13 protein-coding genes and 1 CRISPR repeat array (1 of these 14 cut by a window edge) are annotated in these 25,981 nt (G+C 64.8%); of the genes, 4 read left to right on the top strand and 9 right to left on the bottom strand.

Annotated features, from left to right (window positions below; translation table 11 throughout):
• A CRISPR array of direct repeats spans positions 1–11,307; the repeat unit is 28 nt; unit sequence GGATCATCCCCACTCGCGTGGGGAGCAC (it extends 1,373 nt beyond the left edge of the window).
• Positions 11,308–11,351: 44 nt separating this feature from the next.
• Genes cas2e through cas3 form a run of 8 tightly spaced genes read right to left on the bottom strand, consistent with a single transcriptional unit; the run spans position 11,352 to position 20,211 of the window.
• Positions 11,352–11,741: a type I-E CRISPR-associated endoribonuclease Cas2e gene (cas2e, locus tag EII42_RS13860; RefSeq protein WP_125171850.1), complete on the bottom strand. Its 390-nt coding sequence runs from the start codon at positions 11,739–11,741 to the stop codon at positions 11,352–11,354.
• Positions 11,741–12,673 (bottom strand): type I-E CRISPR-associated endonuclease Cas1e, encoded by a 933-nt coding sequence (gene cas1e, locus EII42_RS09290; protein ID WP_125171849.1) that lies wholly within the window; start codon positions 12,671–12,673, stop codon positions 11,741–11,743. Before cas1e ends, cas2e begins: the two co-directional genes overlap by 1 nt.
• Positions 12,670–13,305, bottom strand: coding sequence for a type I-E CRISPR-associated protein Cas6/Cse3/CasE (gene cas6e / locus EII42_RS09285; protein ID WP_125171848.1), 636 nt, complete (start codon positions 13,303–13,305; stop codon positions 12,670–12,672). Before cas6e ends, cas1e begins: the two co-directional genes overlap by 4 nt.
• Entirely contained in the window at positions 13,302–14,030 is a 729-nt protein-coding gene (gene cas5e / locus EII42_RS09280; RefSeq protein ID WP_125171847.1) for a type I-E CRISPR-associated protein Cas5/CasD, read from the bottom strand. The genes cas6e and cas5e overlap by 4 nt, the downstream gene beginning before the upstream one ends.
• Entirely contained in the window at positions 14,027–15,151 is a 1,125-nt protein-coding gene (gene cas7e / locus EII42_RS09275; RefSeq protein WP_125171846.1) for a type I-E CRISPR-associated protein Cas7/Cse4/CasC, read from the bottom strand. Before cas7e ends, cas5e begins: the two co-directional genes overlap by 4 nt.
• Complete coding sequence (gene casB, locus EII42_RS09270; RefSeq protein ID WP_125171845.1) at positions 15,148–15,753, bottom strand: type I-E CRISPR-associated protein Cse2/CasB; 606 nt, start codon at positions 15,751–15,753, stop codon at positions 15,148–15,150. Before casB ends, cas7e begins: the two co-directional genes overlap by 4 nt.
• Entirely contained in the window at positions 15,746–17,341 is a 1,596-nt protein-coding gene (gene casA / locus EII42_RS09265; protein ID WP_125171844.1) for a type I-E CRISPR-associated protein Cse1/CasA, read from the bottom strand. Before casA ends, casB begins: the two co-directional genes overlap by 8 nt.
• Positions 17,338–20,211 (bottom strand): CRISPR-associated helicase Cas3', encoded by a 2,874-nt coding sequence (gene cas3 / locus EII42_RS09260; protein WP_158676469.1) that lies wholly within the window; start codon positions 20,209–20,211, stop codon positions 17,338–17,340. Before cas3 ends, casA begins: the two co-directional genes overlap by 4 nt.
• Before the next feature lie 330 nt (positions 20,212–20,541).
• Between cas3 and EII42_RS09255 the strand changes: the two genes are divergently transcribed.
• The 4 genes from EII42_RS09255 to EII42_RS09240 all read left to right on the top strand — a co-directional run bounded on the left by EII42_RS09255 (position 20,542) and on the right by EII42_RS09240 (position 25,418).
• On the top strand, positions 20,542–21,117 hold the full coding sequence (locus EII42_RS09255; RefSeq protein WP_125171842.1) for a PadR family transcriptional regulator: 576 nt from the start codon (positions 20,542–20,544) through the stop codon (positions 21,115–21,117).
• On the top strand, positions 21,104–21,817 hold the full coding sequence (locus EII42_RS09250; protein ID WP_125171841.1) for an ABC transporter ATP-binding protein: 714 nt from the start codon (positions 21,104–21,106) through the stop codon (positions 21,815–21,817). Before EII42_RS09255 ends, EII42_RS09250 begins: the two co-directional genes overlap by 14 nt.
• Positions 21,814–24,609 carry an ABC transporter permease gene (locus EII42_RS09245; protein ID WP_125171840.1) on the top strand — a complete coding sequence of 932 codons (2,796 nt, stop codon included), beginning with the start codon at positions 21,814–21,816 and terminating at the stop codon, positions 24,607–24,609. Before EII42_RS09250 ends, EII42_RS09245 begins: the two co-directional genes overlap by 4 nt.
• Positions 24,610–24,746: 137 nt before the next feature.
• Positions 24,747–25,418 carry an exonuclease domain-containing protein gene (locus EII42_RS09240; protein WP_125171839.1) on the top strand — a complete coding sequence of 224 codons (672 nt, stop codon included), beginning with the start codon at positions 24,747–24,749 and terminating at the stop codon, positions 25,416–25,418.
• Positions 25,419–25,487: 69 nt separating this feature from the next.
• On the opposite strand, the gene EII42_RS12960 is transcribed toward EII42_RS09240, so the two are convergent.
• The coding region (locus EII42_RS12960) for a hypothetical protein (RefSeq protein ID WP_158676468.1) at positions 25,488–25,981 on the bottom strand (494 nt) is incomplete at its 5' end.

The raw sequence follows: 25,981 nt of genomic DNA, 5'->3' as shown, positions 1-25,981 counted from the left end.
GTTGGGAGGTGTGATCCGTGGCACAGCACGAGAGGATCATCCCCACTCGCGTGGGGAGCACGGGTTGGCGCAGCGCCAGGCATTGACGATGGGCGGATCATCCCCACTCGCGTGGGGAGCACACCTGCCCTGGGGTCGGGGCGTGTATGGTCACAGGATCATCCCCACTCGCGTGGGGAGCACGACCGCGTAAGCAATAGCTCCGCCAAGAGCCTAGGATCATCCCCACTCGCGTGGGGAGCACTTCCTTGGCCCGCCTACTCAGCGGCACGAATAGGGATCATCCCCACTCGCGTGGGGAGCACGTCGCGGATGGAGCCCACGGATCGGGCTAGCTCGGATCATCCCCACTCGCGTGGGGAGCACCGCCACCCCTGCCACGTCGGGACGAAGTACGCGGGATCATCCCCACTCGCGTGGGGAGCACAGGTTGGCGCGGGGCAGGTCGGCGTCCGTCAGGGGATCATCCCCACTCGCGTGGGGAGCACGACACCCTCGCGCCTCGCGCGTGGCTGCAAATCGGATCATCCCCACTCGCGTGGGGAGCACGTCCGGGCAGGTCTCTATCGTCACAGAGGCTGCGGATCATCCCCACTCGCGTGGGGAGCACGCCATCGGAGCTGCCCAGCCACTCGGAATAGTCGGATCATCCCCACTCGCGTGGGGAGCACCCACGACCGCCTAACCACCATCGAACGGAAAATGGATCATCCCCACTCGCGTGGGGAGCACTCCGGTCAGGCATGCGTAGCTTTCCCAGCGATCGATTCATCCCCACTCGCGTGGGGAGCACGCTTCTGCCGCTTCGGCGGACGGGGCGACCAAGGGATCATCCCCACTCGCGTGGGGAGCACGCGTTCAGCGCCGTGTGGGCACCGGGCTGCTTCGGATCATCCCCACTCGCGTGGGGAGCACACGGCCTTGGTTGTGCGGTTCCCGCTGATAGCCGGATCATCCCCACTCGCGTGGGGAGCACCCACCCCCTCTCCGGCGGGGATCTACCGCATGCGGATCATCCCCACTCGCGTGGGGAGCACCCACGGTTGATGTTGGCGTAGGGTGCGACGTGCGGATTATCCCCACTCGCGTGGGGAGCACATGCGGTCGTCTCCGTCGCGGATGGTTCTGTATGGATCATCCCCACTCGCGTGGGGAGCACGTACATGCGTCGGCCCTGCGGACTGAGTCGGTAGGATCATCCCCACTCGCGTGGGGAGCACATCAAGGACACCCGACGCCCGCCGAGGGCGGCGGGATCATCCCCACTCGCGTGGGGAGCACGACAGGCTGGCCACCAGAGAGGCCAGCCCGGTAGGATCATCCCCACTCGCGTGGGGAGCACGACAACCTGCCTGCCCTGCAGGAAGGCCTCGGAGGATCATCCCCACTCGCGTGGGGAGCACGGGTCAGTTGATGCCCCGTCGGGGGCGAGTCACGGATCATCCCCACTCGCGTGGGGAGCACCCACCCCCTCTCCGACGGGGATCTACCGCGAGCGGATCATCCCCGCGGATCATCCCCACTCGCGTGGGGAGCACATCCCAGCCTTTCGTGCCGCGACATGCCAATGCGGATCATCCCCACTCGCGTGGGGAGCACCCACGGGGTGGGTCCAGCTCACCCGGCGCGTGAGGATCATCCCCACTCGCGTGGGGAGCACTGCTCGGTCATTCGTCGGTAGCGACTACACAAAGGATCATCCCCACTCGCGTGGGGAGCACCCATCGGGGGGCCCACCCAGATTGCGCCGGTGAGGATCATCCCCACTCGCGTGGGGAGCACGGTCTCCCCAAACTTGAGGAAGCCGGGCCCCAAGGATCATCCCCACTCGCGTGGGGAGCACGTGCCGACCGTCTGGCGCGTAACGCCGAGGTAGGGATCATCCCCACTCGCGTGGGGAGCACGCTAGATTTGGATTTGCTCCGCGCCGCAAGTCGGGATCATCCCCACTCGCGTGGGGAGCACACTCTCTTCCACCGATGCGGAGCCAACTCAAGAGGATCATCCCCACTCGCGTGGGGAGCACAGACCTGCGTCCAAATCGGAGAGAAGTCCGTCCGGATCATCCCCACTCGCGTGGGGAGCACTTCGAAGAGACCGAGAAATCGACCGGCGTGCTGGGATCATCCCCACTCGCGTGGGGAGCACCACGACGTCCTCGACGACGGGGCCGATGCCGAGGGATCATCCCCACTCGCGTGGGGAGCACTCGCCCTCGACGCGGGCATCCCGGCGCGTGACAGGATCATCCCCACTCGCGTGGGGAGCACTCGAAGTTCATCACGGAGACCCCCGGCGGGAAGGGATCATCCCCACTCGCGTGGGGAGCACCCCGCCATCCCGGCCCTGAACGAGAAAGCGCCCGGATCATCCCCACTCGCGTGGGGAGCACTCGGCTGGGCGCCGCCAGTTGGGGCGAGTGGGGGGATCATCCCCACTCGCGTGGGGAGCACTTTCGGCTGAGGCCGCATATGTGCCGGGCGACGGGATCATCCCCACTCGCGTGGGGAGCACGGACCCCCCTAGCTCCGGGGTACGGAGGAGGGCGGATCATCCCCACTCGCGTGGGGAGCACGCTGGCTGAGCGCCTGCGGCACCATGTCGAGCCGGATCATCCCCACTCGCGTGGGGAGCACGGCAACCGAGCCCGACTTGATGATCAAGTGGCGGGATCATCCCCACTCGCGTGGGGAGCACTGTGTCCCATGTCCCGGGGCCGTCTGTCCCATGGGATCATCCCCACTCGCGTGGGGAGCACTGCCCGAGATTGACGCTGAGGAGTTCCTAGAAAGGATCATCCCCACTCGCGTGGGGAGCACTGGTCAGGAGTGGCCGCGACGAAGTGTCAGAGAGGATCATCCCCACTCGCGTGGGGAGCACAACCGGCAGCTGAGACGGGGCCTCGCTAACGCCGGATCATCCCCACTCGCGTGGGGAGCACCGATCGGCGCGGCCAGGCGGTGTTGATTTCGGTGGATCATCCCCACTCGCGTGGGGAGCACGCTGATCCCCATAAACTCGGATCTTCTCGACTGGGATCATCCCCACTCGCGTGGGGAGCACCGAGTCGGCAGGCTCATCTTCTGTTGTGATCAAGGATCATCCCCACTCGCGTGGGGAGCACTCTGGGTAGCGGACGGACGGCAACACTTGCGACGGATCATCCCCACTCGCGTGGGGAGCACGCGTCCGACAGGTTGGCGCCGCGCAGGGTAGCGGGATCATCCCCACTCGCGTGGGGAGCACTCCAGTCCGAAGCGACCACAGCAAGAGGGTCTGCGGATCATCCCCACTCGCGTGGGGAGCACTGGTGGCGCGCGACGACGGTCCGCCGGTCGAGAGGATCATCCCCACTCGCGTGGGGAGCACACCTCCACCTTCTCCTGGTGGATCTCGACGACGGGATCATCCCCACTCGCGTGGGGAGCACGGGGCGCCTACGCCACCCCAATGGGGGTATGGAGGATCATCCCCACTCGCGTGGGGAGCACTTCTCAATATGCCTGGCGTACTCGGCGGGCACAGGATCATCCCCACTCGCGTGGGGAGCACCCGACCTTGAAGCGGCCGACATCGACGTTAGCGGGATCATCCCCACTCGCGTGGGGAGCACGGTCAGGCGGGAAACAAGGATGGGGGCGGGGCGGGATCATCCCCACTCGCGTGGGGAGCACCGCCAACGCCCTGCGGAACCTCCACCACCAGCACGGATCATCCCCACTCGCGTGGGGAGCACTAGACGACCTAACGGCCCCAACCCTTATCCCAAGGATCATCCCCACTCGCGTGGGGAGCACTTACTGAACCCCCCAGCCGCCAGATCGGCGGCCGGATCATCCCCACTCGCGTGGGGAGCACAGGAGAACCGACCGTGACCCACCGCCACGACCTGGATCATCCCCACTCGCGTGGGGAGCACAGGGTAGCGCGGTGCAGGTTGGCGCGGTACAGGTTGGATCATCCCCACTCGCGTGGGGAGCACTTGATGGTGTCGCGCGCGTTGCTCAGGCCAGTGGGATCATCCCCACTCGCGTGGGGAGCACCGGCTTGCAGCAGGCCCCGGAGGCGGCTGGTGCGGATCATCCCCACTCGCGTGGGGAGCACGTTTCTGTACCGTCAAGGAGCTGGATCGTGACCGGATCATCCCCACTCGCGTGGGGAGCACCGTTGGCAGGTATGCCTGTCGGGACAGATGCAGGGATCATCCCCACTCGCGTGGGGAGCACTCAGCCGAGCTCACCCCGCTGACCAAGACCGACGGATCATCCCCACTCGCGTGGGGAGCACGGGCAGATCCGCGGAGTACACGCCGAGGCGCAGGGATCATCCCCACTCGCGTGGGGAGCACTCGAAGCTGTCGATGATGGTCATGGTCAGGTCCGGATCATCCCCACTCGCGTGGGGAGCACAATGAGAGCTCATCCCAGCCTATCCCAGCCCACGGATCATCCCCACTCGCGTGGGGAGCACCTGCCGGGCCTCTTTTGCTCTTATGAGTAAAACGGATCATCCCCACTCGCGTGGGGAGCACGTCAACGACGACTGCTGACCGCTTGCCGCGCTCGGATCATCCCCACTCGCGTGGGGAGCACCGCTCGGGAGATGAGTGATGGAGCTCGCGGACAGGATCATCCCCACTCGCGTGGGGAGCACGCAGGCTGCACGAGCTCGGACATGGGTGAGAGCGGATCATCCCCACTCGCGTGGGGAGCACACCCCTGTGGTGGTGAACGGGCTCTACGCGCTGGGATCATCCCCACTCGCGTGGGGAGCACACGCCAGCGTCGGAGTTCGGGTTGAATTTGTACGGATCATCCCCACTCGCGTGGGGAGCACGCTGCCTCCCCCGCCGAGGAAACGCGCTCCCAGGGATCATCCCCACTCGCGTGGGGAGCACTGCTCGCCGTCTTTCGAGAGGGTGACCAAAGACGGATCATCCCCACTCGCGTGGGGAGCACTCGGCGATGGCGAAGGCCTCGGCAGCCTGGAGCGGATCATCCCCACTCGCGTGGGGAGCACAGGGCCGCCAGCAGGGTGCATGCGCACGTCACGGGATCATCCCCACTCGCGTGGGGAGCACCCAGTGCTCCGTGTCGCTCACTACTCACCGCCTGGATCATCCCCACTCGCGTGGGGAGCACCGCCAGGCGTTTTGCCTAGTGGGGGCCGGTTTCGGATCATCCCCACTCGCGTGGGGAGCACCGCGCCGGTGCCGACGCGGATCGTGTCGGTCACGGATCATCCCCACTCGCGTGGGGAGCACGAGTGGCGCGGCGAGGGTGATCGGATATCGATAGGATCATCCCCACTCGCGTGGGGAGCACAGACTGCCGATTTCGCGGAGAAGTGGCAACTCGGGATCATCCCCACTCGCGTGGGGAGCACTGTCAGTCTCCCTTCTCGATTTGGAGTTGCTGAGGGATCATCCCCACTCGCGTGGGGAGCACGGTCTCTGATCTGCTGTTGGATGGCGAGGACAGGGATCATCCCCACTCGCGTGGGGAGCACTCAAGCGCACGCCCCGTGGCGTGCTCGGCAGACGGATCATCCCCACTCGCGTGGGGAGCACCCGAAAACCAGCCAGGCGATCCCGGCGCGCGCCGGATCATCCCCACTCGCGTGGGGAGCACAGTCAGGTACGGACTATCTTCCATAGGAAGATAGGATCATCCCCACTCGCGTGGGGAGCACCGCTCGCTCTGTGTCGCCGATCAGGTCGGCGGAGGATCATCCCCACTCGCGTGGGGAGCACGCCCTTGCTGCGATCGGGTCGACCTTCTCGTGGGGATCATCCCCACTCGCGTGGGGAGCACGACGATGAAGCCGACTACCCGCACGAGTTCATCGGATCATCCCCACTCGCGTGGGGAGCACAAGAATACTTGGACTTCGGAAGAAGACGAAGTGGGATCATCCCCACTCGCGTGGGGAGCACTGCTTCGGTGCGGCCTGGGAGCAGCTCGAAGAGGGATCATCCCCACTCGCGTGGGGAGCACACAAGTAGGGAGGGACCAAGATCCCTCTCCCAGGGATCATCCCCACTCGCGTGGGGAGCACTTGCGGACGTGGTTGGCGGACGTGACGCGGGTCGGATCATCCCCACTCGCGTGGGGAGCACCAGTTCGATACGGCGGTGCTCTTCGACGGCGGCCGGATCATCCCCACTCGCGTGGGGAGCACGCTTCAGCAACATCCTTACCGCAGAACATGATCGGATCATCCCCACTCGCGTGGGGAGCACCGCGCAGGTCGGCGTCCATCAGATCGGCGCCCGGGATCATCCCCACTCGCGTGGGGAGCACGGCCGTGTCGGCCATAAAGGCCGCCAAGCCACAGGATCATCCCCACTCGCGTGGGGAGCACGATTAGCCCGTCTCGCCCGCGCTGCTCCAGAAAGGATCATCCCCACTCGCGTGGGGAGCACGTAGGAGATAGACAGGGTGGCCGCGGCGAGGACGGATCATCCCCACTCGCGTGGGGAGCACTGTCGCCGTCGAGGCGGAGCGGGGACGGATATTGGATCATCCCCACTCGCGTGGGGAGCACGCACTCGGGAAAGCCGCCGCGACCCGAGTCGCAGGATCATCCCCACTCGCGTGGGGAGCACGACCCGCGAATCAGCGGTACCACCACAAGCGGGGGATCATCCCCACTCGCGTGGGGAGCACCGCTCAAGAATAGTCCCGGCCGTCGCCGCCAGCGGATCATCCCCACTCGCGTGGGGAGCACTGACTCGCTTGCAGGCACCCCCGCCGTCGGCTCGGATCATCCCCACTCGTGTGGGGAGCACGACCAAGAAGGCCCTTCGTCAGGCCGAGAAGGCGGATCATCCCCACTCGCGTGGGGAGCACGTCCATGTCCTGGATCACCGCTGTGATTGGCTCGGATCATCCCCACTCGCGTGGGGAGCACGCCCAAGTTGACATGGGCGAAATGGGTGGCGTCGGATCATCCCCACTCGCGTGGGGAGCACGTGCGATATCGAATTCGAGCGTCTGGGTCACTCGGATCATCCCCACTCGCGTGGGGAGCACTCGTATGTCGACACGATGCCGCCCGACGACCAAGGATCATCCCCACTCGCGTGGGGAGCACGGCTAGGCCCATGTTTACGGCGTGGATGAGGGCGGATCATCCCCACTCGCGTGGGGAGCACGACCGCACCGTCGAGATTGACGCCAAGATCATGGGATCATCCCCACTCGCGTGGGGAGCACCGGTCGATGTTGACGGCTCGGAGCAGTGTGGACGGATCATCCCCACTCGCGTGGGGAGCACCTGGAGCAGTCCATCGGAGCCCTTGACACCGTGGGATCATCCCCACTCGCGTGGGGAGCACAGGTTGGTGTCCGACAGGTTGGCGTGGGCCAGGGGATCATCCCCACTCGCGTGGGGAGCACGGCGGGGCTAGTGACGAAGCGAGGACTCATTTGGGATCATCCCCACTCGCGTGGGGAGCACGATCCGAGAATCAGCGGCACCACCAGCAGCGGCGGATCATCCCCACTCGCGTGGGGAGCACGCTCAATAGTCGCAGCTTTAACGGTGGGAATGGGGATCATCCCCACTCGCGTGGGGAGCACGCACCTCCGAGGGGGCGGTTAGGGTCCTGAGCCGGATCATCCCCACTCGCGTGGGGAGCACTTCTTGCCAGCCCAAGAAATTTTAGTGCCGGAGGGATCATCCCCACTCGCGTGGGGAGCACCACATGAGCGAGGCAGTCGGGGCCCGCTCGACAGGATCATCCCCACTCGCGTGGGGAGCACTCACTAAGGGCGGACTCCGTGATGCCCCGCTGCGGATCATCCCCACTCGCGTGGGGAGCACGATCGACTGGGCGCCAGTCTCGGGAGCCTCCCAGGATCATCCCCACTCGCGTGGGGAGCACCTGATGCAACCATGCTCGCTACCCCGCTCGCGGGGATCATCCCCACTCGCGTGGGGAGCACCCTCGCGGGTTTCCCATCTCGGGTCGGCGCTCGGGATCATCCCCACTCGCGTGGGGAGCACCAGGTCGGCGAGGGTGCCGGCCCAGCAGCCGACTGGATCATCCCCACTCGCGTGGGGAGCACATCTCGGCCTCCTTTTCTCTCCTGCCCCCGGCCGGATCATCCCCACTCGCGTGGGGAGCACAGTGTAGTTGCTGAGCTTGAGGGGGGCGGTTTGGGATCATCCCCACTCGCGTGGGGAGCACCTGACCGACCACGGCACGCGCACCATCTGGATGGGATCATCCCCACTCGCGTGGGGAGCACTCCGACGCTAGAGATGACGTTCATTTTTTAGCCGGATCATCCCCACTCGCGTGGGGAGCACGTCCAGGCGTTCCAGTTCGATACGGCGGTGCTCGGATCATCCCCACTCGCGTGGGGAGCACGCCTGGAGCTGCTTGGTGTCGGTCTTGGCGTTCGGATCATCCCCACTCGCGTGGGGAGCACGAGGAGGGCCCCCTGGACGCCCCATTTGCCTACGGATCATCCCCACTCGCGTGGGGAGCACGTGGCGGGGGACAGCTGGATGGCGCGCCACATAGGATCATCCCCACTCGCGTGGGGAGCACTCACCATCTCGGGGTATGACCCCCATCCTGCAAGGATCATCCCCACTCGCGTGGGGAGCACCTCGGCCTTGACCTCAGCTGCCCGCAAGCGCAGGGATCATCCCCACTCGCGTGGGGAGCACCTTGCAATGCAGTACAAATGTGGCTATGCAAGAGGATCATCCCCACTCGCGTGGGGAGCACGCTGAATCCGTCGGCGGACTCCTTGCCCTCCCGGGATCATCCCCACTCGCGTGGGGAGCACCTGACGCCGTAGAGGGCGTCGGCCGCTGGCTCCGGATCATCCCCACTCGCGTGGGGAGCACAGGTCGAGAGCGCCGTTCACTACTTCGAGTCGCGGATCATCCCCACTCGCGTGGGGAGCACCCGGAAGCTCAGAGCGGCTCCCTCTTCGGCGTGGGATCATCCCCACTCGCGTGGGGAGCACCGGCCACGAATACCCGTGCGCCACCCTGACACAGGATCATCCCCACTCGCGTGGGGAGCACGTTCGGACTCCCATACGGAGGCCGGGATTCCAGGGATCATCCCCACTCGCGTGGGGAGCACGAAGTCTTGGAACATCTCGCCACGGAGCACGCCGGATCATCCCCACTCGCGTGGGGAGCACGCACCGGTGAGGGAGGCTAGCGCTTCGAAGATAGGATCATCCCCACTCGCGTGGGGAGCACTGGGTCGGTCTTTTCTGGCATGGGGGCGTGCGGGGATCATCCCCACTCGCGTGGGGAGCACTGGAGGGCGCATGGTGTACAGGGGGCTCTTCTGGGATCATCCCCACTCGCGTGGGGAGCACGCCGCGCGCGGCCGTGATGTCGGCGGTGCACGGGGATCATCCCCACTCGCGTGGGGAGCACCCAGCAGGCGTCGATGACACGCCGTACGTCCTCGGGATCATCCCCACTCGCGTGGGGAGCACGTCCGTCCCGCCCTCACCGTTGCGGGCCGTGCCGGATCATCCCCACTCGCGTGGGGAGCACCCGCGACGATCATGCCACAAATCGTGTCCGCCAGGATCATCCCCACTCGCGTGGGGAGCACCCTCGACCTGCCGCAGCACTTCGGAGGCGCTCAGGATCATCCCCACTCGCGTGGGGAGCACAGGTTGGCGCCGCGCAGGTTGGCGCTGGTCAGGGGATCATCCCCACTCGCGTGGGGAGCACACGCCCGCGTCGACCAGCCCGTCAACCAAGGCCGGATCATCCCCACTCGCGTGGGGAGCACGCTAGGTCGTCCAGGCTTCGGCAGCGCTCAACCGGATCATCCCCACTCGCGTGGGGAGCACGATCCATATACAGTGCGCAACCCCCGAGGGGGGGGATCATCCCCACTCGCGTGGGGAGCACTGCCCTCAGAAGCCGCCTCGACCCCCGTGACTAGGATCATCCCCACTCGCGTGGGGAGCACTGGGCCTCGACGGCCCGGCCACATGGAATGACCGGATCATCCCCACTCGCGTGGGGAGCACGGCCCGAGCGTGCGCGGACCCTCGCCGGCAGAGGGATCATCCCCACTCGCGTGGGGAGCACGCCAAGCAGATGTGCCCCGTGGACACCGGCTGGGGATCATCCCCACTCGCGTGGGGAGCACGATACGAGGCCATGGCCCGCCGTGACGCGATCAGGATCATCCCCACTCGCGTGGGGAGCACGGCTCGTCTGCCGTTTTGCTGAGACGCCCCCCAGGATCATCCCCACTCGCGTGGGGAGCACCGCCGGCCTCGACGCCGACACCCAAACCCGAGTGGATCATCCCCACTCGCGTGGGGAGCACGAGTGGGGGTGGTTTCCGGTCAGGGCGCTCTGGGGATCATCCCCACTCGCGTGGGGAGCACCGGTTTGACAGGTCACCAGTCGATGCTTGGCGAGGATCATCCCCACTCGCGTGGGGAGCACGAACACACAGATTACGACCATGTTTGAACCCACGGATCATCCCCACTCGCGTGGGGAGCACTAGATCTTGAGCGCGGCCATCGGGTCTCGGGGGGGATCATCCCCACTCGCGTGGGGAGCACACCCCGGCCCCCGCACCGGCTGCGGCTGCGCCGGGATCATCCCCACTCGCGTGGGGAGCACGGCGGCGGGGAGTGCGGCTAGCACCTCTACTCCGGATCATCCCCACTCGCGTGGGGAGCACTGGTCGGCTTCACGGGGCTGCCAGGCGGATGTGGGATCATCCCCACTCGCGTGGGGAGCACACTGCAATAGGCTGACACAAAGTGGCTCTTTGCGGGATCATCCCCACTCGCGTGGGGAGCACTGGCCGGCAAAACCGCCATCCTAGCCGTGCGTAGGATCATCCCCACTCGCGTGGGGAGCACCTGGCATTAAGGCTTTCTTTCTATGAGATGGTGGGATCATCCCCACTCGCGTGGGGAGCACGGCCTGAACAGCGCACGCGACACCATCGACGGAGGATCATCCCCACTCGCGTGGGGAGCACCAGATCATCTTGCGGCTGGCAGCGGAGGCTGGCGGATCATCCCCACTCGCGTGGGGAGCACCGGCTAAACGGCGACGCAACGTAGGTCTGGGTAGGATCATCCCCACTCGCGTGGGGAGCACTCGTCCTTCACCTTCAAGCTGACCGACGTCACCGGATCATCCCCACTCGCGTGGGGAGCACGTCAGCGACCGTCACCTCGACCACGTGCACGTTGGATCATCCCCACTCGCGTGGGGAGCACGGCCTCGAGGACCTGCTTGGACACGGTCTCCAGGGATCATCCCCACTCGCGTGGGGAGCACAGTTATTGACTAGCCATGATGCTAGCGCATCTTGGCGTCTTCGTTCAGTTTGTTTCGCGGGTTTCGTGTTTTGGGTTTCGTTTGAGGCTCTGCGCGTGGAGCCAGCCGAGTCTCGCGGCTCTCGGCATGGGCAGTCTCTCTTCCGGGCGGCTGGTGTCGTTGGCGGCTGGTCTGCGGAGGACGACTAGCCCATCGAGGTCGATGGGTTGCCAGGCGTGTCCAGCGTTACGCACTGCGAAGCCTTGCTCGTTTCGTGCGCTGTAGACCAGAAGCGCGGTTCCTCCCTCCAAGCCGTCCTGAACTATGTCCCAGAGCTCGTCCCGAACCCGTGCAGGGAGCGATCCGACGAAAACGTTTGGGGCCGCCTCCATGAGCCACTTGGTCAGGTGTCCGCGTAACCCGCGAGGAACTTTGCTCAGTACGAGAGTGATCATTAGAAGTCGACCTCGGTGTAGTCGACCCCGCCGGAAACGGCCCCGACTTCCTCATCCCAGAGGTAGACCACGTTGAAGTCGTATGAGGGTTCTTCCTCGGGCAGAAGCAGGCGCTTCACATCCCGGACACACTGCTCTACGACTCGACCCTCACGCATGGAGTCCCTTACCGCACGTCGGGTGTCTGCTCCTACATCGGTCGTTCCAGAAGCCACTACGTCGAAGGCTATCGGTATTGTGAACTCCGCCTTGTAGAGGTCGGCGATGTCATACACAAAGGCTCGTGAATGGCCAGTGTGGATGAACCCGAGGCCAGGGGAGCAGCCCAACCCAACCACCGTCGCATGAACCACGCCGTACAGGCATGCATGGGCTGCTGACAGGGCCTGGTTGATTGCGTCAGAATCGTCGAAGTGCTCCGGATCATACGAGCGCTTACCCCAGGCTACGCCTGTTCGTGCTGATTCCGAGCGATAGATTGAGCGAACTCTTGCGCCCTCGCGGCCACGCAACTGTTGCATGGTCAGCCCCTCGACGACTTCATCCGGGAAGCGCTGCTCATACATTTTTCTGGCCACCGCGAGACGGGCGCGCGTGTTGCTCACCGCCTTGGCCTGCGCCTCAAGGAGGGCAGTTTTCTTGGCCAGCGGCTCTCCGTGTGCGTAGTATCGAACACCCTTCTCGCCCACCCACACTACAGTTACGCCGCACTGGGCGAGCAACATCATCGCATGGTGGGTTATCCGAGTTCCCGGCCCCAAGAGCACGGTACACAATGTTGCCGCGGGGATGTGAACTACACCATTTTTATCTGTTGCGGTGATCGCGTTGGAGTCGCGATTGACCAAGCACCGCTCAAGGTGGAGGAAGGTGGCCCTGTCCTCCACCCTGAGCAGTTGTTTTGACTTTGGCGGAGCAGCACCAGGAATCATGGTTTTGCCAAAGTCAAGAGGCCGCAACCGTAGCCCTTGGCACGCCCGATCCCTTCAAGCAGAGATGAGCGAAACTTTCCCGGGTCGCGAATCTCAAGAAGCCCATCGAAGAGCGCAGTCCCGAGCGTAACCTGCATCCCTCCCCGGCGGAATCGGATGGTCTCCCGCCGACTGAGCCGAAAACTCGGCTCGCTTTCCGAGCCCAAGGAAACCCCGAGAGCTTCTTGCCGTTCGAGCAGCCAGCGCATCTGATGCTGTGCGGTCTTGTGAGCAAGAATTTTCGACTTGCCATCCAGTTTCACCCGGTGGGTGGGGTTTACCTTTACGCGGAAAGCCCAGACCTGCCCAGGCTTCAGCGAGTCGAGTAGCGGAGAGTAGGGGAGAGAATCCGTCGTGGGCTGAGATGGCCATCCCGCCTGTTCCTCTATGTGCGTGAAGTCAGGCGACGTGGGGCTGAGCACGTACAGGGTTGGGCGCACCGGGTCGTCTAGGTCGACACGCCAGAGCGATCGCCCGGTGGTCGGAGAAGTGGGGAAACCGGCTTCCACCGCTGCGTGCATGGCTTGTGGGGACCCGAGCAGTTTCCTGGCTCCGGGGCGTCGAATATTCAGTAGCGTCCGGGTGAGAATCACTTTTGAACTCCGATCAAGGTTGCCAAGGGGTCATGCCCGACAGATTTCTGTGCGGCAGGGTCTTCATTACCTGTGGGCAGAGTGGCGTAGGTTTCGACGACAGGCCTGCTCCTGTATTGGCGATGTTTTCCATCCCAAGAGATGGGCACATCGTTCAACTCGCGATTGGCGATCAATTCCGGGTACACCACCGAATCCGCTTGGACTGGTAGCGAGACGGTACCGGACCAGCGGGCTCGACGTCGCCCGGAGTAACCGGGGCACCACGGGTAGCTGAGCGCCGTTTCGGCGACGTTCCCTTCGACGACATCCTGGACAATTCGACCCGTCGGGACGCACGATCGTCGGCCGAAGAACAGCGGGAAAGCAGGGTTCTCCAGGGCACCCGCAAGGGAATCGACCAGTACGTCATTTCCGCCGATGTAGGCAGTGAACACAGCGTCGCTCAAGTAGAAACGATCCGTCAGGGGCATCGCGGTCCCCTTGATCTGGTGATGAGCTGTGTGAAAATCACGCAGCAGCACGCCGCTTTGCTCGGTGCGCACCGCAAGCTGGAGGCCGAGCATGTCCTCGATGGGATCCGAACGCCGCCTCCCATCTGCCGCAGCGAGGAGCCCGAGGATGCCGCTTTTGGTGGGCATGTTCTCCGTCTCCCGCCGGGTGAAGCGGCTGGCGGCGCCCCAGCTCTGCAGGGGCGCGGCAAGCCTCAGCACGAGGACGCTCATGCTGACTCCGAGATCTCCGCCAGAACGGCGGACACAACGTCATCGAATGAGACGGTCTCGCCCACCGCAGCGAGCGGGCCCACCACCGAGGGGAGGCCGGAGACGAGCGCCCTCTTCGGGGTGCGCCAAACCCCGAACACCTCTTGCGCGTGCTGGGCGAGCTTGGACACGGCCGGCTCAAGGTGACCCTTCCGTGAGGCCACTGGTGCCTCGAAAGCTCCGACCAGGTTGGTGGGCTGGCCCTCGGCCACGGTGACCAGAACGGCTGCGGGGCGTGTGCCGTGTGCCATGGAGTTCTGCTTTCCGCTCGGAATGGCGGCGACGAAACTGCGCAGGAAAGCCTCGACAGCCTTCTGGACAGCAGCGTTGTTGCCGAGGTTCTCGGTGAGTTGATCCACGTTGACTGCCGCGTAGCGATAGAGCGTCGATGACGTGAAACCGATCGTGCCCATCATGCCTGCGCCTGCGTCCTCGGCATCCTCGTCGCGCTTGCGCGTGTCGTCAACAGCTGTGTAGAAGTCGTACTCCGGGGTGGCCTCATGGACGCTGAGCGCGTGCGCGACCTGGCAGGCCGCCTCGACGTTCAGGTCGGCGGAGTCGGCCACCATCCGGCCGAAGAGCGCGATATCGACGGAGTGGTCGGCGTCAACGAGGTCCTTCACCTTTGCGTTCTTCAAGGCCTGAAGTGGGTTCGGCTCGCTGCTGGCCTCCACGGCCGCTTCCGCGAGGGAATCGAGTTGGCGCTGGGACAAGAACACCAAGTACCCGGTCTCAGGGGTGCCCGCTTCTTCCTTCTTTTTGGCTTTGGGGACAGGTTTCTTGAACCCTGCTGCCTCCATCGCCGCGACCGCCAGCTCCTCCGCGCGCTCGCCCAGGTCGGGGTTGCGCTGCTCGATCAGTTTGGCGATCTCCGCGACGAGCAGCCGGCTGCGCGTACCGATGTCCTTGGGGTCGAGTGTGCGGTTAAAATCCTCTCGGATTGCCCGCTTCCACGACTGGCTGGAGACCCTGGAACGTACGACTCCCCCGTACACCGCGGTCTTTGGGGTGCCGGTGTCGTCCCGGTTGATGTTCGAGGGTGGAACAGTCTGTAGGGCATGGATTTCGATAAAGGTGGTCATTCTGAATCTCCTTCGGTGATGTTCTCGTTATCTGATTTAGTGACTCGGCTGAAGTCTCGACCCCAGCGTCGAATTACGGCGCGGGTCTTGTTAGCTTGCTGGAAATCAAGAAGATCCTGCGCAAACTGCGCATAGTCGAACGGAATCTTTTCGGATCTCAGCTGAGAGATGATGCCTCGGGCATGGGCGGCCAGGCCGGGGATGGAAGTAGACAGGCACATGGCGGTGAAACGCTTGTAGATGGGGGTTTCCATCATGCGTTCCTTGTCCATGCGGTAGGCAAGCTGACGGACTGCTTGTCCGAAGGGAATCCCCTCTTTGTGCATCGCTTCGCTTCGTGATTGTTGATGCATCGCAAATTGGGTGAGCACCATGTGGACGGCTCGCTCCACCCGCAGCCGGTAGCTTTCGCCCTCGAAGTCGGGCAACCCCTCCAGCGTTGCGGACCACACCGCGGGAACGGTGCCCGGCTCGGCGGAGATCGATTGCCTCAGTTGAGCGAGGAGCGCTCGGTTGGTGGGCGAGATGTTGCTTGGGTCGCTGCCGCCGAGACCTCTGATCTTGCTGTTGACGAAGCGTTTGATTGAGAAATCATTACTCATTCTTGTTTTCCTCCTCTCCCGTGGGGGGATAGGCTAGGGTCAGTTCTTTCCGTATTGCTGCCCAGAACCGGGCCTCGGCAATACCTGCAGAGACGTATCCTCGTTTGGTTTTCCTGCCGACGACGGATTGGGGTGGGCAGTTTTCCAGCAGCAGGGCGGCTTGTTCGGACAGGATTCGCCCGAGCTCTTTCTGCCATTCGCGCAGCGCGTCGACGATCACTGATTCCGCGTGGAGCCGGCTGAGCCATGCGCGGGCAGCAGGGTCGATGGCGGCCCACGCATTCAACGTGGCGCGGTCTCGTGCGCCGTCTAGGCCGTCGAAGTCGCCCGCGGCCTCAGCCAGCGAGCTGGCCAGCCGACCTAGCGCCCAGATGCAGTTGTCCGCCATGTCTGTGGCGTCCTGCACCGCAGCTCTAACGTGAACAGCCTGTTTACCAAGGAGCGACGCCCGCACGTCGAGCTCGTCGTGAACCAGCTCGGCGACGGTGGCCTCCTGCGGGCCGTAATCCATTCCGACCAGCTCAATGCCGACGCTGTACTCCAGGTCTTCGTCGCCGAAAGAGGAGATGTCGCCGATGCTGTCTACGATCCTGGGCCTCCGGGTCAGTTCCTTGCCGTCCTCGACCTTCGGAGTAGACAGGATTGCCGGGAGCCCTCGCCAACCAGAGCGGGCGGGGTCGTGCTTCAGCGGCATGTAGACGTCGATCCCGAACTTCTTGCTCTGCGGCTTGGAGTACCGCCAAGCGGTCATGTATTCCACGTCGTGGCGGTTCTGCGGGGTCATTTTGTCGCCCTGCGCCAGCACCAGCCCGGTGACTCCGTCGCGGTCGCCAACCAGGCGGATCCGTCGGGACTGCCAAGTGAGCAGGCTCACTGGGCCGGGAACTGTCGGCTCTATCTTGCGCTGCTCGGTCTGTGGATCAAGAACCCAGACTGGGCGGTCGCTCGGCTTTCCTTCGGTGGGAACTAGATTGAGCACCAAGGTCCGGGCGAGCGAGTCGCCGTGCAGCACCACGCCGCCAATCTGGCCGCACCAGCCGGGACCGATTGGGTAGCCCCTTCCGCCCTTCACCTCGGGGTCGCCGACTGCCCCAGAGCGGATGCCGCTTGGGTCGAAGGCGTGGCAATGCACCAGCCACTGCGCCGCCTCCGCTGCCGATATCCTCTCCACCGCCTCGCCGGATCGCACGGTAAGGAACTGCGTGCCGTTGGGCACGTCGCTGATAAGCTTCTCCAAGCCTGAATGCTCGTCTTTGGCGGTGCGCAGCGTCGCCACCTGGTAAAAGGGGGTCTGCGGGTCGAAGAGATCGAATCTGCCGCGGTGCTGCTCCAGATAATCGACGATGCGCTCGACATCCAGCCCATTTTCCAGGGCCTCGGCAATATCATCCTCATCGTGGAAGCCGACGGCATCGTGGCAGATGGCCAGCAGCAGCCGCAGGATCGCGAAGCTCTGCGTCGGCAGCTCCGCGCAAATCCGCCGCACCAGTGGGCTTTGCCGAAATACGTCCAGCAGGGATAGCTGGGCTGCGGCTCTATCCTTCAGTAGCACGGGAATCCACGCCTCGTCCAGCAAGTTGTAGCTCATGACTCGGTCACCTCCAATCCGTTGTCAGGGGAGTAACGAAGCCGGTAATGCTTCGTCCTCACGGTCAGTTCTGTTTGCAACGTGTTGCCTCCTTCCTGTAGCTGGGGCATGGGTAGGAACAGTTCTCCTCGCAGCAGGGGGTGCTGGCGGATTTTCCAGCGCCTGCTCAGCGGCAAGTCATTGATCGCGTTGATTGATTCTTCGAGACGACCTCGGGTGATCCTTGCCGGCAGCCGCACGGTCCAACCGGCGATCTCTCGGGCCAGGTCGTCGTCGGGCAGGGTGGAGACGTCGAGCACTTGGACTCTCCCGTCGGGGTAGGCCCAAGGCGGGAGGATGGCCGCGGACTGGTCGGGCAACAGCGGCACCACGATCACCTCCACTGTGGGCTCGGTATCTCGAACGCTGGCGGCCATCTGCGTCTCAGGAGAATCATTCGAAATGGGACACCACTTCTCAAGATGAGAGCGCTTATCGCGTTCTCTTTGCCACGGGGTGAGACACCACCCGCTGGCCTTATCGACCTGCTCGGACCGCTTTTTGTCGTGCTCGGCTTTCGCGGCGGCGGCGTGCTCCGCCCAGCCGGCAGGCAGCCGTTGGGCAGAGCCCAGCGCGGCGGAGACCAACGGAAGCACATCGTCGGGTAGCGCGATTTGATCACCATGAGCAAACAATGCCGCAGAGGTCTGACACAAATGGTGTTCGCCGTAGACAGCCTGGGAGCCACCGGTGGCTTTTGGTGGTTGATCTGCTCCGAGATCCGCGAGGATGTGCACGCGTGCCGTTTCCAGTCTCGTGGGTCGGGGGCGGTCATGGCGGTGCAGTCGGCCAATGCGTTGCAGCAGCAGATCCATAGGGGCCAAGTCGGTGAACAGCACATCGAAATCGACGTCTAGGCTCTGCTCAACAACCTGTGTTGCCACGACCACCGTTTTATGCGGCCTAAGCTTGCCATCCTTGCCGAAGCGAGCGACGAGATCGGCGTCGTTTCTGGCTCGGTCTACGGCCAGGAAGCCGGCGTGATTCAGCGTCACGGTGAGGCCTCGTCGACGCAATTCAACTGCGGTTTCCTGAGCGTCTGCGACGGTGTTGCGCACCACCAGCGCGCACCCCGCTTCCTCGATTGCTGCCTCGACGCTGTCGGCCAAGGAACGCAACTCCGTGGGATGCCAGCACCAGTCCACGACTTTCGATCGGGTAGTGGTCGGGACAACGTGTTGAGAGACGGCAGCCTCCCCCCGAGGAAGCACGGTCAAGATGGGATATGCTTTCGGATCCACCTTGAGCTGTCTGATCTCGGCTGCTCGGTGCGGCGCGTAGGCGGCCATCATCTCCCGCTTCCGGTTAGCGGTGAGCGTGGCAGACAGGACGATCACAGGAACCTCGTATGCGCCCAACCAACTGAGGGCAGCGTCAAGGTAGACGTTCATGTAGTCGTCGCTGGCGTGCGCTTCGTCGATGATCACGACTTTTCCGGAGAGAGCCAGGTGGGAAAGCGCCAGGTGTTTGCGCTTGAGAGCGGCCATCAGGATGTGGTCGATCGTGGCGACGTGAAAGTTTGCGAGCATGCGACGCTTGGCGCTCAGGAACCACTGGTGGACCGAGGCATTGCAAGCATCGTCGGGACTAGCGGAGTGCTCCGATTCCTCTTCGAAGATGCCGGTGCTGTTGCTCGACGAATGCCGAGCCGCTGCCGCCCGGGACTGGGCGTTCAGCTTGGCGTACTGTTCGTTGAGCATTGCTTTGCCGTGGCCAAGAGTAATCACCCAGTTCCAGAGGTCGTCCGGCGGTTTCGGCAAACGCTGAATCCACGGTGTCACCCGAGAAAACATCGCGTTGGTTGTGGCCTGGGTGGGCAGTGCCACCAAAAGGCCTTGCAGTTCGCGATGGGACGCAATCACTTCGGCAGCGGCAAGCGCAGCTTCGGTCTTCCCATCCCCCGTGGTGGTTTCGATGAATAGGATCCCGATATCTTCAGCGGACGCTAGTTCCAAGGCTTTGTTTTGAACGGGACGCGGCAGGCAATCCCCCGCCCAGCCGAAGCGGGACTGGTAAAATCCTGCGGGGTCTGAGATGTCGGGGCGTGGGGGAGCCCATGGTGGGGGAAATCCCAAGGCTTCCACGCCGGTCAGTGTGCGCGAAATCGGATCCTCCACGAGTTCGGGAGCCTCGGTTCGTGGTTTGAGGGGGAAGAGTTCCGAGTTCGAGGCCAGCCAGTCTGCGACCACGACGAACCCGGTCAGCTCGACGAGGACAGGCATGGGCGCGGCGCTCAGGCGGCCGTCGTGGAGCAGCTCGTCGAACCCGGTGAGGCCGGCCATCCAGTCAAGCAGCTCGTTGCGGACTTCGGCCCAGGCCTCGCCGCCTGCTCCGTTCACGTGCCTCTGTATATCGTGCCGTGCCCTGGGGGGTACGGGTTTCCCGTGATGCGCCCCGGAGACGGATGCAAGCCCCAAGGCCAGCCTCGCGGGCAAGCCGTGGCTAAGGAGCCACGCTATGATGGCGTGTTGGCTGACCTTCGAATGGGGAAGTTCTTTCCGATCGCTTCGCAGCTCCGCCATCGTCAGGCAGGGCAGTCCGGCGTCGCGGCTGAGTTGGGCCAAGGGCTCGCATTGGGCCACGAAGGCGGGGCATGCTTTTCCGACGTCGTGCGTCCCGGCGAGGAACGCGCAAACCGTGTGTAGCTCGTCCTCGCTCAGTCCGAGGGATTCCGCCCACCGCTGCTTGCTCGCCGGGGCCAGCCAGGTGTCGAACAGGAAGCTGGCTACGTGTGCGCTGTCCGTCATGTGTTGTATGAGAGGCAAGTAGAGCAGGGGCCCGCCCGTCTTTGCCCATACCGACTTCGCGCGTTGACTCAGCTCGACCGTCATCGTTGATCGGCTCTCTGGGGGCGGTCCATGCGTCTCACCTTCTTGTGATCTCGGCGCCTGTGTCGGCGTCGAAAGGTACATTAGTGGAGTTTTTCTCTAAACGCAACAAGCTTCATAAAGTTTGATGAATACCGAAGGTGGCGGGCGAGAATCCCCGCCGGGGCGGGGAGCAGGTGCAGCTAAACGCTACAAGCGGGTCATCCCAAGCGGTCGGTCGGCTCGGGCGGTCTCGCCCAGGGTCAGTCTACGGCTTCGCCAGGTTGGTGTGTCCCTTGAATGATGGTTACTCCGTAACTATAGTTACTCGATAACCGCATCTTGGAGGTCACGATGTCCGTGAAGCACGCCCTGCTGGCCCTGCTGGCGCGCGAGCAGATGAGCGCCTACCGGCTCAAGAAAGCATTCGACGCCTCGACCAACCAAACCTGGCCGCTCAACGTCGGCCAGGTTTCGACGACGTTGCGGCGTCTGGAGCGCGACGGACTCGTCGCCGAGGAGGGCGACGTGGAGCCCGTGCGCTGGGTGATCACGCCCGCGGGGCGGGAGGAGCTGCGCGCGTGGTGGGCAACGCCCGTCGTGCGCCTGCGGGAGAGTCGCGATGAGTTGGTCATCAAATTCGCGCTCGCGTCGGCGGACCCCGGGGTGGATTTCCGACGGCTCATCGCCCGCCAGCGCACGGCCACCCAAGGCACGCTGCACGACCTCACCCGCGCGCTGCGCACGGTTTCCGACGACGAACAAACCGCCCGCCTGGTGCTGCTCAACCACATCTTCAGCTGCGAAGCAGAGCTGCGCTGGCTGGCCGCCCTTGAGGCCAGCGGAGCGCGGAGCAAACGCAGCGCCGGGAGCCGTCGGGCCGACTCCCCGGCCGCACGCGAGGCGGAGTCGCAGCATGCCGGTGCTTGAGTTCGAGCGCGTTTCGCGCATCCACGGCGCAGGGGCCGCCGCAGTCGTCGCACTGGCCGAGGTCAGCCTCGCGGCCGACCCGGGAGAGTTCGTCGCGCTAATGGGGCAGTCCGGGTCGGGCAAGTCGACCCTGCTGCACCTCGCGGGCGGGCTCGACACGCCTACGTCGGGCGACGTGCGGGTGCTGGGCCAGAGCGTGCCGAGCCTGTCGCTCAAGAAGCGCGCAGCCCTGCGGCGCAGGAGCGTCGGATACGTGTTCCAGGACTACAACCTCGTACCGGGGCTGACCGCGGCGGAGAACGCGGCTCTGCCACTGGAACTCGACGGTTGGCCGCGCCGAAAAGCGCAGGCGGAGGCCTGCAAACTGTTGGAGCGCGTCGGGATTGCCGAGCTGGCCAACCGGCGGCCCCAAGACATGAGCGGTGGCCAAGCTCAGCGTGTGGCCATCGCCCGTGCACTTGTCGGGGAGCGCCGGCTCTTGCTGGCCGACGAGCCCACCGGCGCCTTGGACACGGTGTCTGGAGACGACATCCTGGAGATCCTTCGGGAGCGGGCCGACGAAGGGGCCACTGTATTGCTCGTGACACACGAGCCGCGGTTCGCGGCCTGGGCGGACCGCACCATCTTCCTTTCCGACGGCAGGATTGTCGACGAGGCGAGCGGCACCAGTTTCGAGCACGGGCCGGGAGAGTTGTCGTGAACGCCTTCCGGGCCGCGCTTCGGCTGGGGGTGCGCGACGCCTGGCGGCACAGGCTGCGCAGTTTGCTCACCTTGGCGCTGATCACGTTGGCGGTGGCCCCGCTCGCGGCCTATCACACGTTGACCAGCGCCAGGCCTCCCAGCAGAGAAGGTGCGCTCGCCAGTATCCCGGTGGGGGCTGAGGCGCGGATCGTCGCGACGGCGGTGCCGCCCGAGTTGGCGCCGTTCGAGCAGATCCCGGAGGGGGCTCCCGGGCCGTGGTTCGATGACCTGAGCCAGAAACCGGCCGACGCGTCCGAGCTGGCGCGTGCACTGGACCCCCGACTGCGCCTACTGCGTTACCACGTTTTCCCGGAGCTGATCGTCGCAGGGGATGTAGGTTTGCGCCCTGGTGATGCCCGTCCCGCTACGGCGGATGTGGTGCTGCCCCAGCGGGCGCAGCTGCGGGTGGCAACCTACACCGAGGGGAGCAACGAGGTCCTGGGCCTGCTGACGGGCAGGCCCGACGAGGTCCTCGCCCCCGACGAGGCCTGGGTGAGCGGCGCATTGGCTGAGCGGTTGGGCGTCGTCGCGGGCGCCACCGTAACGGTGGTGGCGCCACCGTTCACCGGCTGGTATAGCACGGAAGGGCGTGCGAAGGAGGCGGTGGAGAACCAGCAGAAGGCGTTTCGCGTGGCGGGCGTCGTCGCCCACGACGAGGAGCAGATCTGGGGACCGGAGGGCTGGGCGAGCAGCCGCGTCGAGCGCGACGATGTGGGCTTCGTGGCAAACTATCTCGCGGTAGGCGATGCGCCCGTGACCTGGGATCAGGCCAAGCAACTGAACCAGCTGATGGCCTTCGCAGTCAGCAGGCACGTCCTGAACAACTATCCGCAGCCGCACGAGCTTTACCCCGTGCGTACCACTTTGCGGAAGGCCGCGATCGCGCTGTTCAGCGGGCTGGTCTCAGCAGGTTTGGGCGGGGCCCTAGCCCTGATGCTGATCGCGCCGGCTTTCATGGTTGGGGCGGAACAATCGCGCCGATTCCTGGGAATGTTGTCCTCGTGCGGGGCCACTCCCGGTCAGCTCGGCCAGGTGTTCATCACTCAGGGATTGGCTCTCGGCTTGTTGGGTGGCGTTCTGGGCACCATGGTCGGTGTGATCGGTGCCTGGGCAGCCAGTGCATGGGTTTACTCCGATCCGATTAACTTTGCCTATCTTCCGTGGTGGGTTTTGTTTCTATCGGTGGCAGTTTCGGTACTTTTGGGCCTGTTGGCCACGGGGATTGCGGCCTGGCGGGTGGCTCGTTTGGATCCGATCGGCGCGCTCAAAGACATTCCCGTCGGTTCCCGGAGCGCAAGGCGCTGGGTGGTTTTTCGGGGCGGAGCTTCTGTGGCGCTGTTCGCGTTTTCTGTGGCGGCGGCGTTCGGGGTGGTCAACTGGCCGTTCGACCCGCTTCAGGACGTGGGGTCGGGAGTTGCGTCCGGCACCGTGCCTGAGCCGCTCCAGGGGGCTTTGGCTCTGCTGGTGCTGGCCTTTGCGTCGAGCATCGTGGGCGCGCTGCTTCTGGTCTCCACGCTCACCAGCTGGGCGGCCCGGGCAGCGAGCGGGGCTCCGCTGGTTCTTCGGCTGGCGCTGCGGGACGCCGACGAGCATCGCTCTCGCTTCGTGCCGGCCGCTGCCGCAGTGCTTGTTACGACGCTCCTGGCCAGTTACCTGGCCGTCATGTTCGGCGATGTCGCCCAGCGGGAGTGGGCGACAGGAACCGCCTTGACTGTTCGTCCGGCTTGGACGATCGGCCCGAACACGCCCGTTTCCGATTCGTTCGATCGGCTGATCCTCGACGACGCGGCCGCCACTTTGCGCTCCCACGGCTTCGATGAGATGCATGACGTGTTGGGTGTCGAGGCGGAGATCGTTCGCCCAGCCACGGCGAACTGCGGGGGCGACACCGCCGTCGATTACCTTTCGGCGCTGAACCCGGGAACTCCGCCAAAGTGTGTTCCCCAACAGATCGGTTTTGTTCCGGGGATCAGGTTTCCGAGCTGGCTGAACTACGAGGTGTTCGCGGTGGAGCCGGAGGCGATGCGGGTCAGCGGTTTCGCGGAGGCGCACGAGGCCGCTCGGATCTTGGAACTGGGCGGAATAGTGGTGGGGGATGCGACGATGATCCGCCCGGACGGCACCGTAGAGGTTGCGAGCGGCGCGAGGCGGATGAGCGTCCCCGCGATACACGTTCGGGGAGCATTGCCCACGGTTAGCAGCGTTACCGCTCGCCAACTGGACGCTCAGCCAAGACTGTTGGGCATGATGGTTTCGGGCCCCTATTTCCCGGATTGGCGCGGCGAGGAGATCCACGACCTCCTGCGGCGCGAGCACCCGCTGGTCTTCATGGGGATCGGGCATGAACGATATCCCTGGGGCGCGGATTCCACGCTGCTGGCGCTGTGCGTTTCGCTGTCCCTGGCGGTGGTTGCGGCTGGTGTGTCGCTCGCGCTGGCTCGGACGCAGACGGAGCGTGAATTGATCACCATGGTCGGGGTGGGGGCACCGCCGTCGCTCGCGCGCCGGTTCACTGTGGCTCAGGGCTTGGCGCTGGTGCTCCTGGGTGGGCCACTGGGCATGCTCCTGGGGCTCGGGTTGGGTGCGCTGCAGAGCCGGTGGTGGGCCCGCCTGAGCGGGGACCTGGGGGCTGTGCCCCTGCTGTTGCCCGTGCAGGCGGTCATCTTGCTGGCGTTGCTGGCTGCGGTCACGGCAGTGGCGCTGTGTGCCGGGCTGCGCCGGGTTCCGCTGGTGCGGCGTCGGCTGGAGTGAATCGAGGCTCCGATGGGCAGCTGTCGGCGGCGCACTAGCCGTGTCGACGTCGCCTCGGCCGGGCGGAGGACTGCGGAACTGTCGGGAGGGTTGGCTAGTCTGAGGACGCGGCCAACCGAGAAGAGGAGTGAACAACGATGTGGAGCGCTGTACGATTCGTCGGATTCGACACCGAGACCAGCGGCCCCAATCCCCAGACGGCGGAGATCGTCGCCGCGTGCGTCGGTGGTGAGGAATGGTTGCTGCGGCCCACCGCGCCGATTCCTGCGGGGGCGACGAAGGTGCACGGCATCACCACCGATTTCGCTACGTCGCAGGGCATTGATCACGCGCAGGGGCTGGCGGCGATCCGCGAGGCTATCTACCAGGCTTGGGCGGAGGGCAGGGCGCTGTGCGCGTTCAACGCCTCCTACGACTGCACCCTGCTGGATCGCGAATGCCGCAGGCACGGCCTCGGCGGCTTCGAAATCCGTGGCGTGATCGTTGACCCCTTCGTCCTCGACAAACAGTTCGACAGGTTCCGCAAGGGTAAGCGGACGTTGACGGACGTGGCGCTGCATTATGGCGTCGACCTGTCTGCCGACGATGCGCACGGCGCGTGTGCCGACGCAGCAGCGGCGGTCCAGCTCGCAGAGCTTCTCGTCCGCCACCTGCCTAACCCCGCAGAGGCAAACGACGCCCAGGCCAGGTACCACGATGAGCAGAAACGCTCCTACGCGCACTGGCTGGAGAGCCAGGGTGGGTCCGTCGAGGCGCAGAAGGTGTTGGCCGATCGCGGTTGGCCTCGACGCGACGACGCCCTGGCCTAGCTCGACTGGGGGCTCGTCGTGCAGCCGGCCGCGGGCGTGCATCCACGACGAAATGCTCGGCCCCGGGCGCTAGACGAGCCTGTAGTCCTGGGGCGGGCGCCAGTCGGCGGAGTCGTCTCCCGTTTCCACGAGGTGTTGGCACCACATGTGGACGAGGTGGACAATGAGCCTTTTATCGTCTTCCTTGACGCCTGGTTCCCAGGGCTGGTAGGAGAACTCTGCTCGCAGGTCGCTGTCCGCGGTTTGGAAGCGCAGGACGGACAGTCGCGGAACCTCATCGCCGATTTCGGCGTATTTCTGCGCCAGGTCGTTTAGGGCCATGAACATTTCGTGCTGGGCATCCGGGCTAGCGTCTACGCCGATCTGACCTAGCTCGTGCGGCAGCAGCTTCCTTCCGTCCACTTGGTAGGCGGGTACTGCGGATTTCGAACCGTCCTCCTCGTATCCGACCGCGACCCAGATGGCTTCGATGCGGTCATCGCGGTCGGTGAAGTCCCAGGCGGTTGCGATGAAGTGGGGTGCAAGCTCCTCGAACTTATCTTGAAAAGTCCCAGTCAAGAGGA

It is taken from the genome of Tessaracoccus sp. OH4464_COT-324, from assembly GCF_003932855.1.
Lineage (GTDB): Bacteria > Actinomycetota > Actinomycetes > Propionibacteriales > Propionibacteriaceae > Arachnia.
This window is presented reverse-complemented; position numbering and strand designations above follow the sequence as displayed.

Excerpts from the sequence above, each read along its gene's own strand:
- casA (WP_125171844.1), bottom strand. The coding sequence starts at position 17,341 with ATGAGCTACAACTTGCTGGACGAGGCGTGGATTCCCGTGCTACTGAAG.
- EII42_RS09250 (WP_125171841.1), top strand. The coding sequence starts at position 21,104 with ATGCCGGTGCTTGAGTTCGAGCGCGTTTCGCGCATCCACGGCGCAGGG.
- EII42_RS09240 (WP_125171839.1), top strand. The coding sequence starts at position 24,747 with ATGTGGAGCGCTGTACGATTCGTCGGATTCGACACCGAGACCAGCGGC.
- cas3 (WP_158676469.1), bottom strand. The coding sequence starts at position 20,211 with ATGACGGTCGAGCTGAGTCAACGCGCGAAGTCGGTATGGGCAAAGACG.
- cas7e (WP_125171846.1), bottom strand. The coding sequence starts at position 15,151 with ATGACCACCTTTATCGAAATCCATGCCCTACAGACTGTTCCACCCTCG.
- cas1e (WP_125171849.1), bottom strand. The coding sequence starts at position 12,673 with ATGATTCCTGGTGCTGCTCCGCCAAAGTCAAAACAACTGCTCAGGGTG.
- cas2e (WP_125171850.1), bottom strand. The coding sequence starts at position 11,741 with ATGATCACTCTCGTACTGAGCAAAGTTCCTCGCGGGTTACGCGGACAC.
- cas5e (WP_125171847.1), bottom strand. The coding sequence starts at position 14,030 with ATGAGCGTCCTCGTGCTGAGGCTTGCCGCGCCCCTGCAGAGCTGGGGC.
- casB (WP_125171845.1), bottom strand. The coding sequence starts at position 15,753 with ATGAGTAATGATTTCTCAATCAAACGCTTCGTCAACAGCAAGATCAGA.
- EII42_RS09255 (WP_125171842.1), top strand. The coding sequence starts at position 20,542 with ATGTCCGTGAAGCACGCCCTGCTGGCCCTGCTGGCGCGCGAGCAGATG.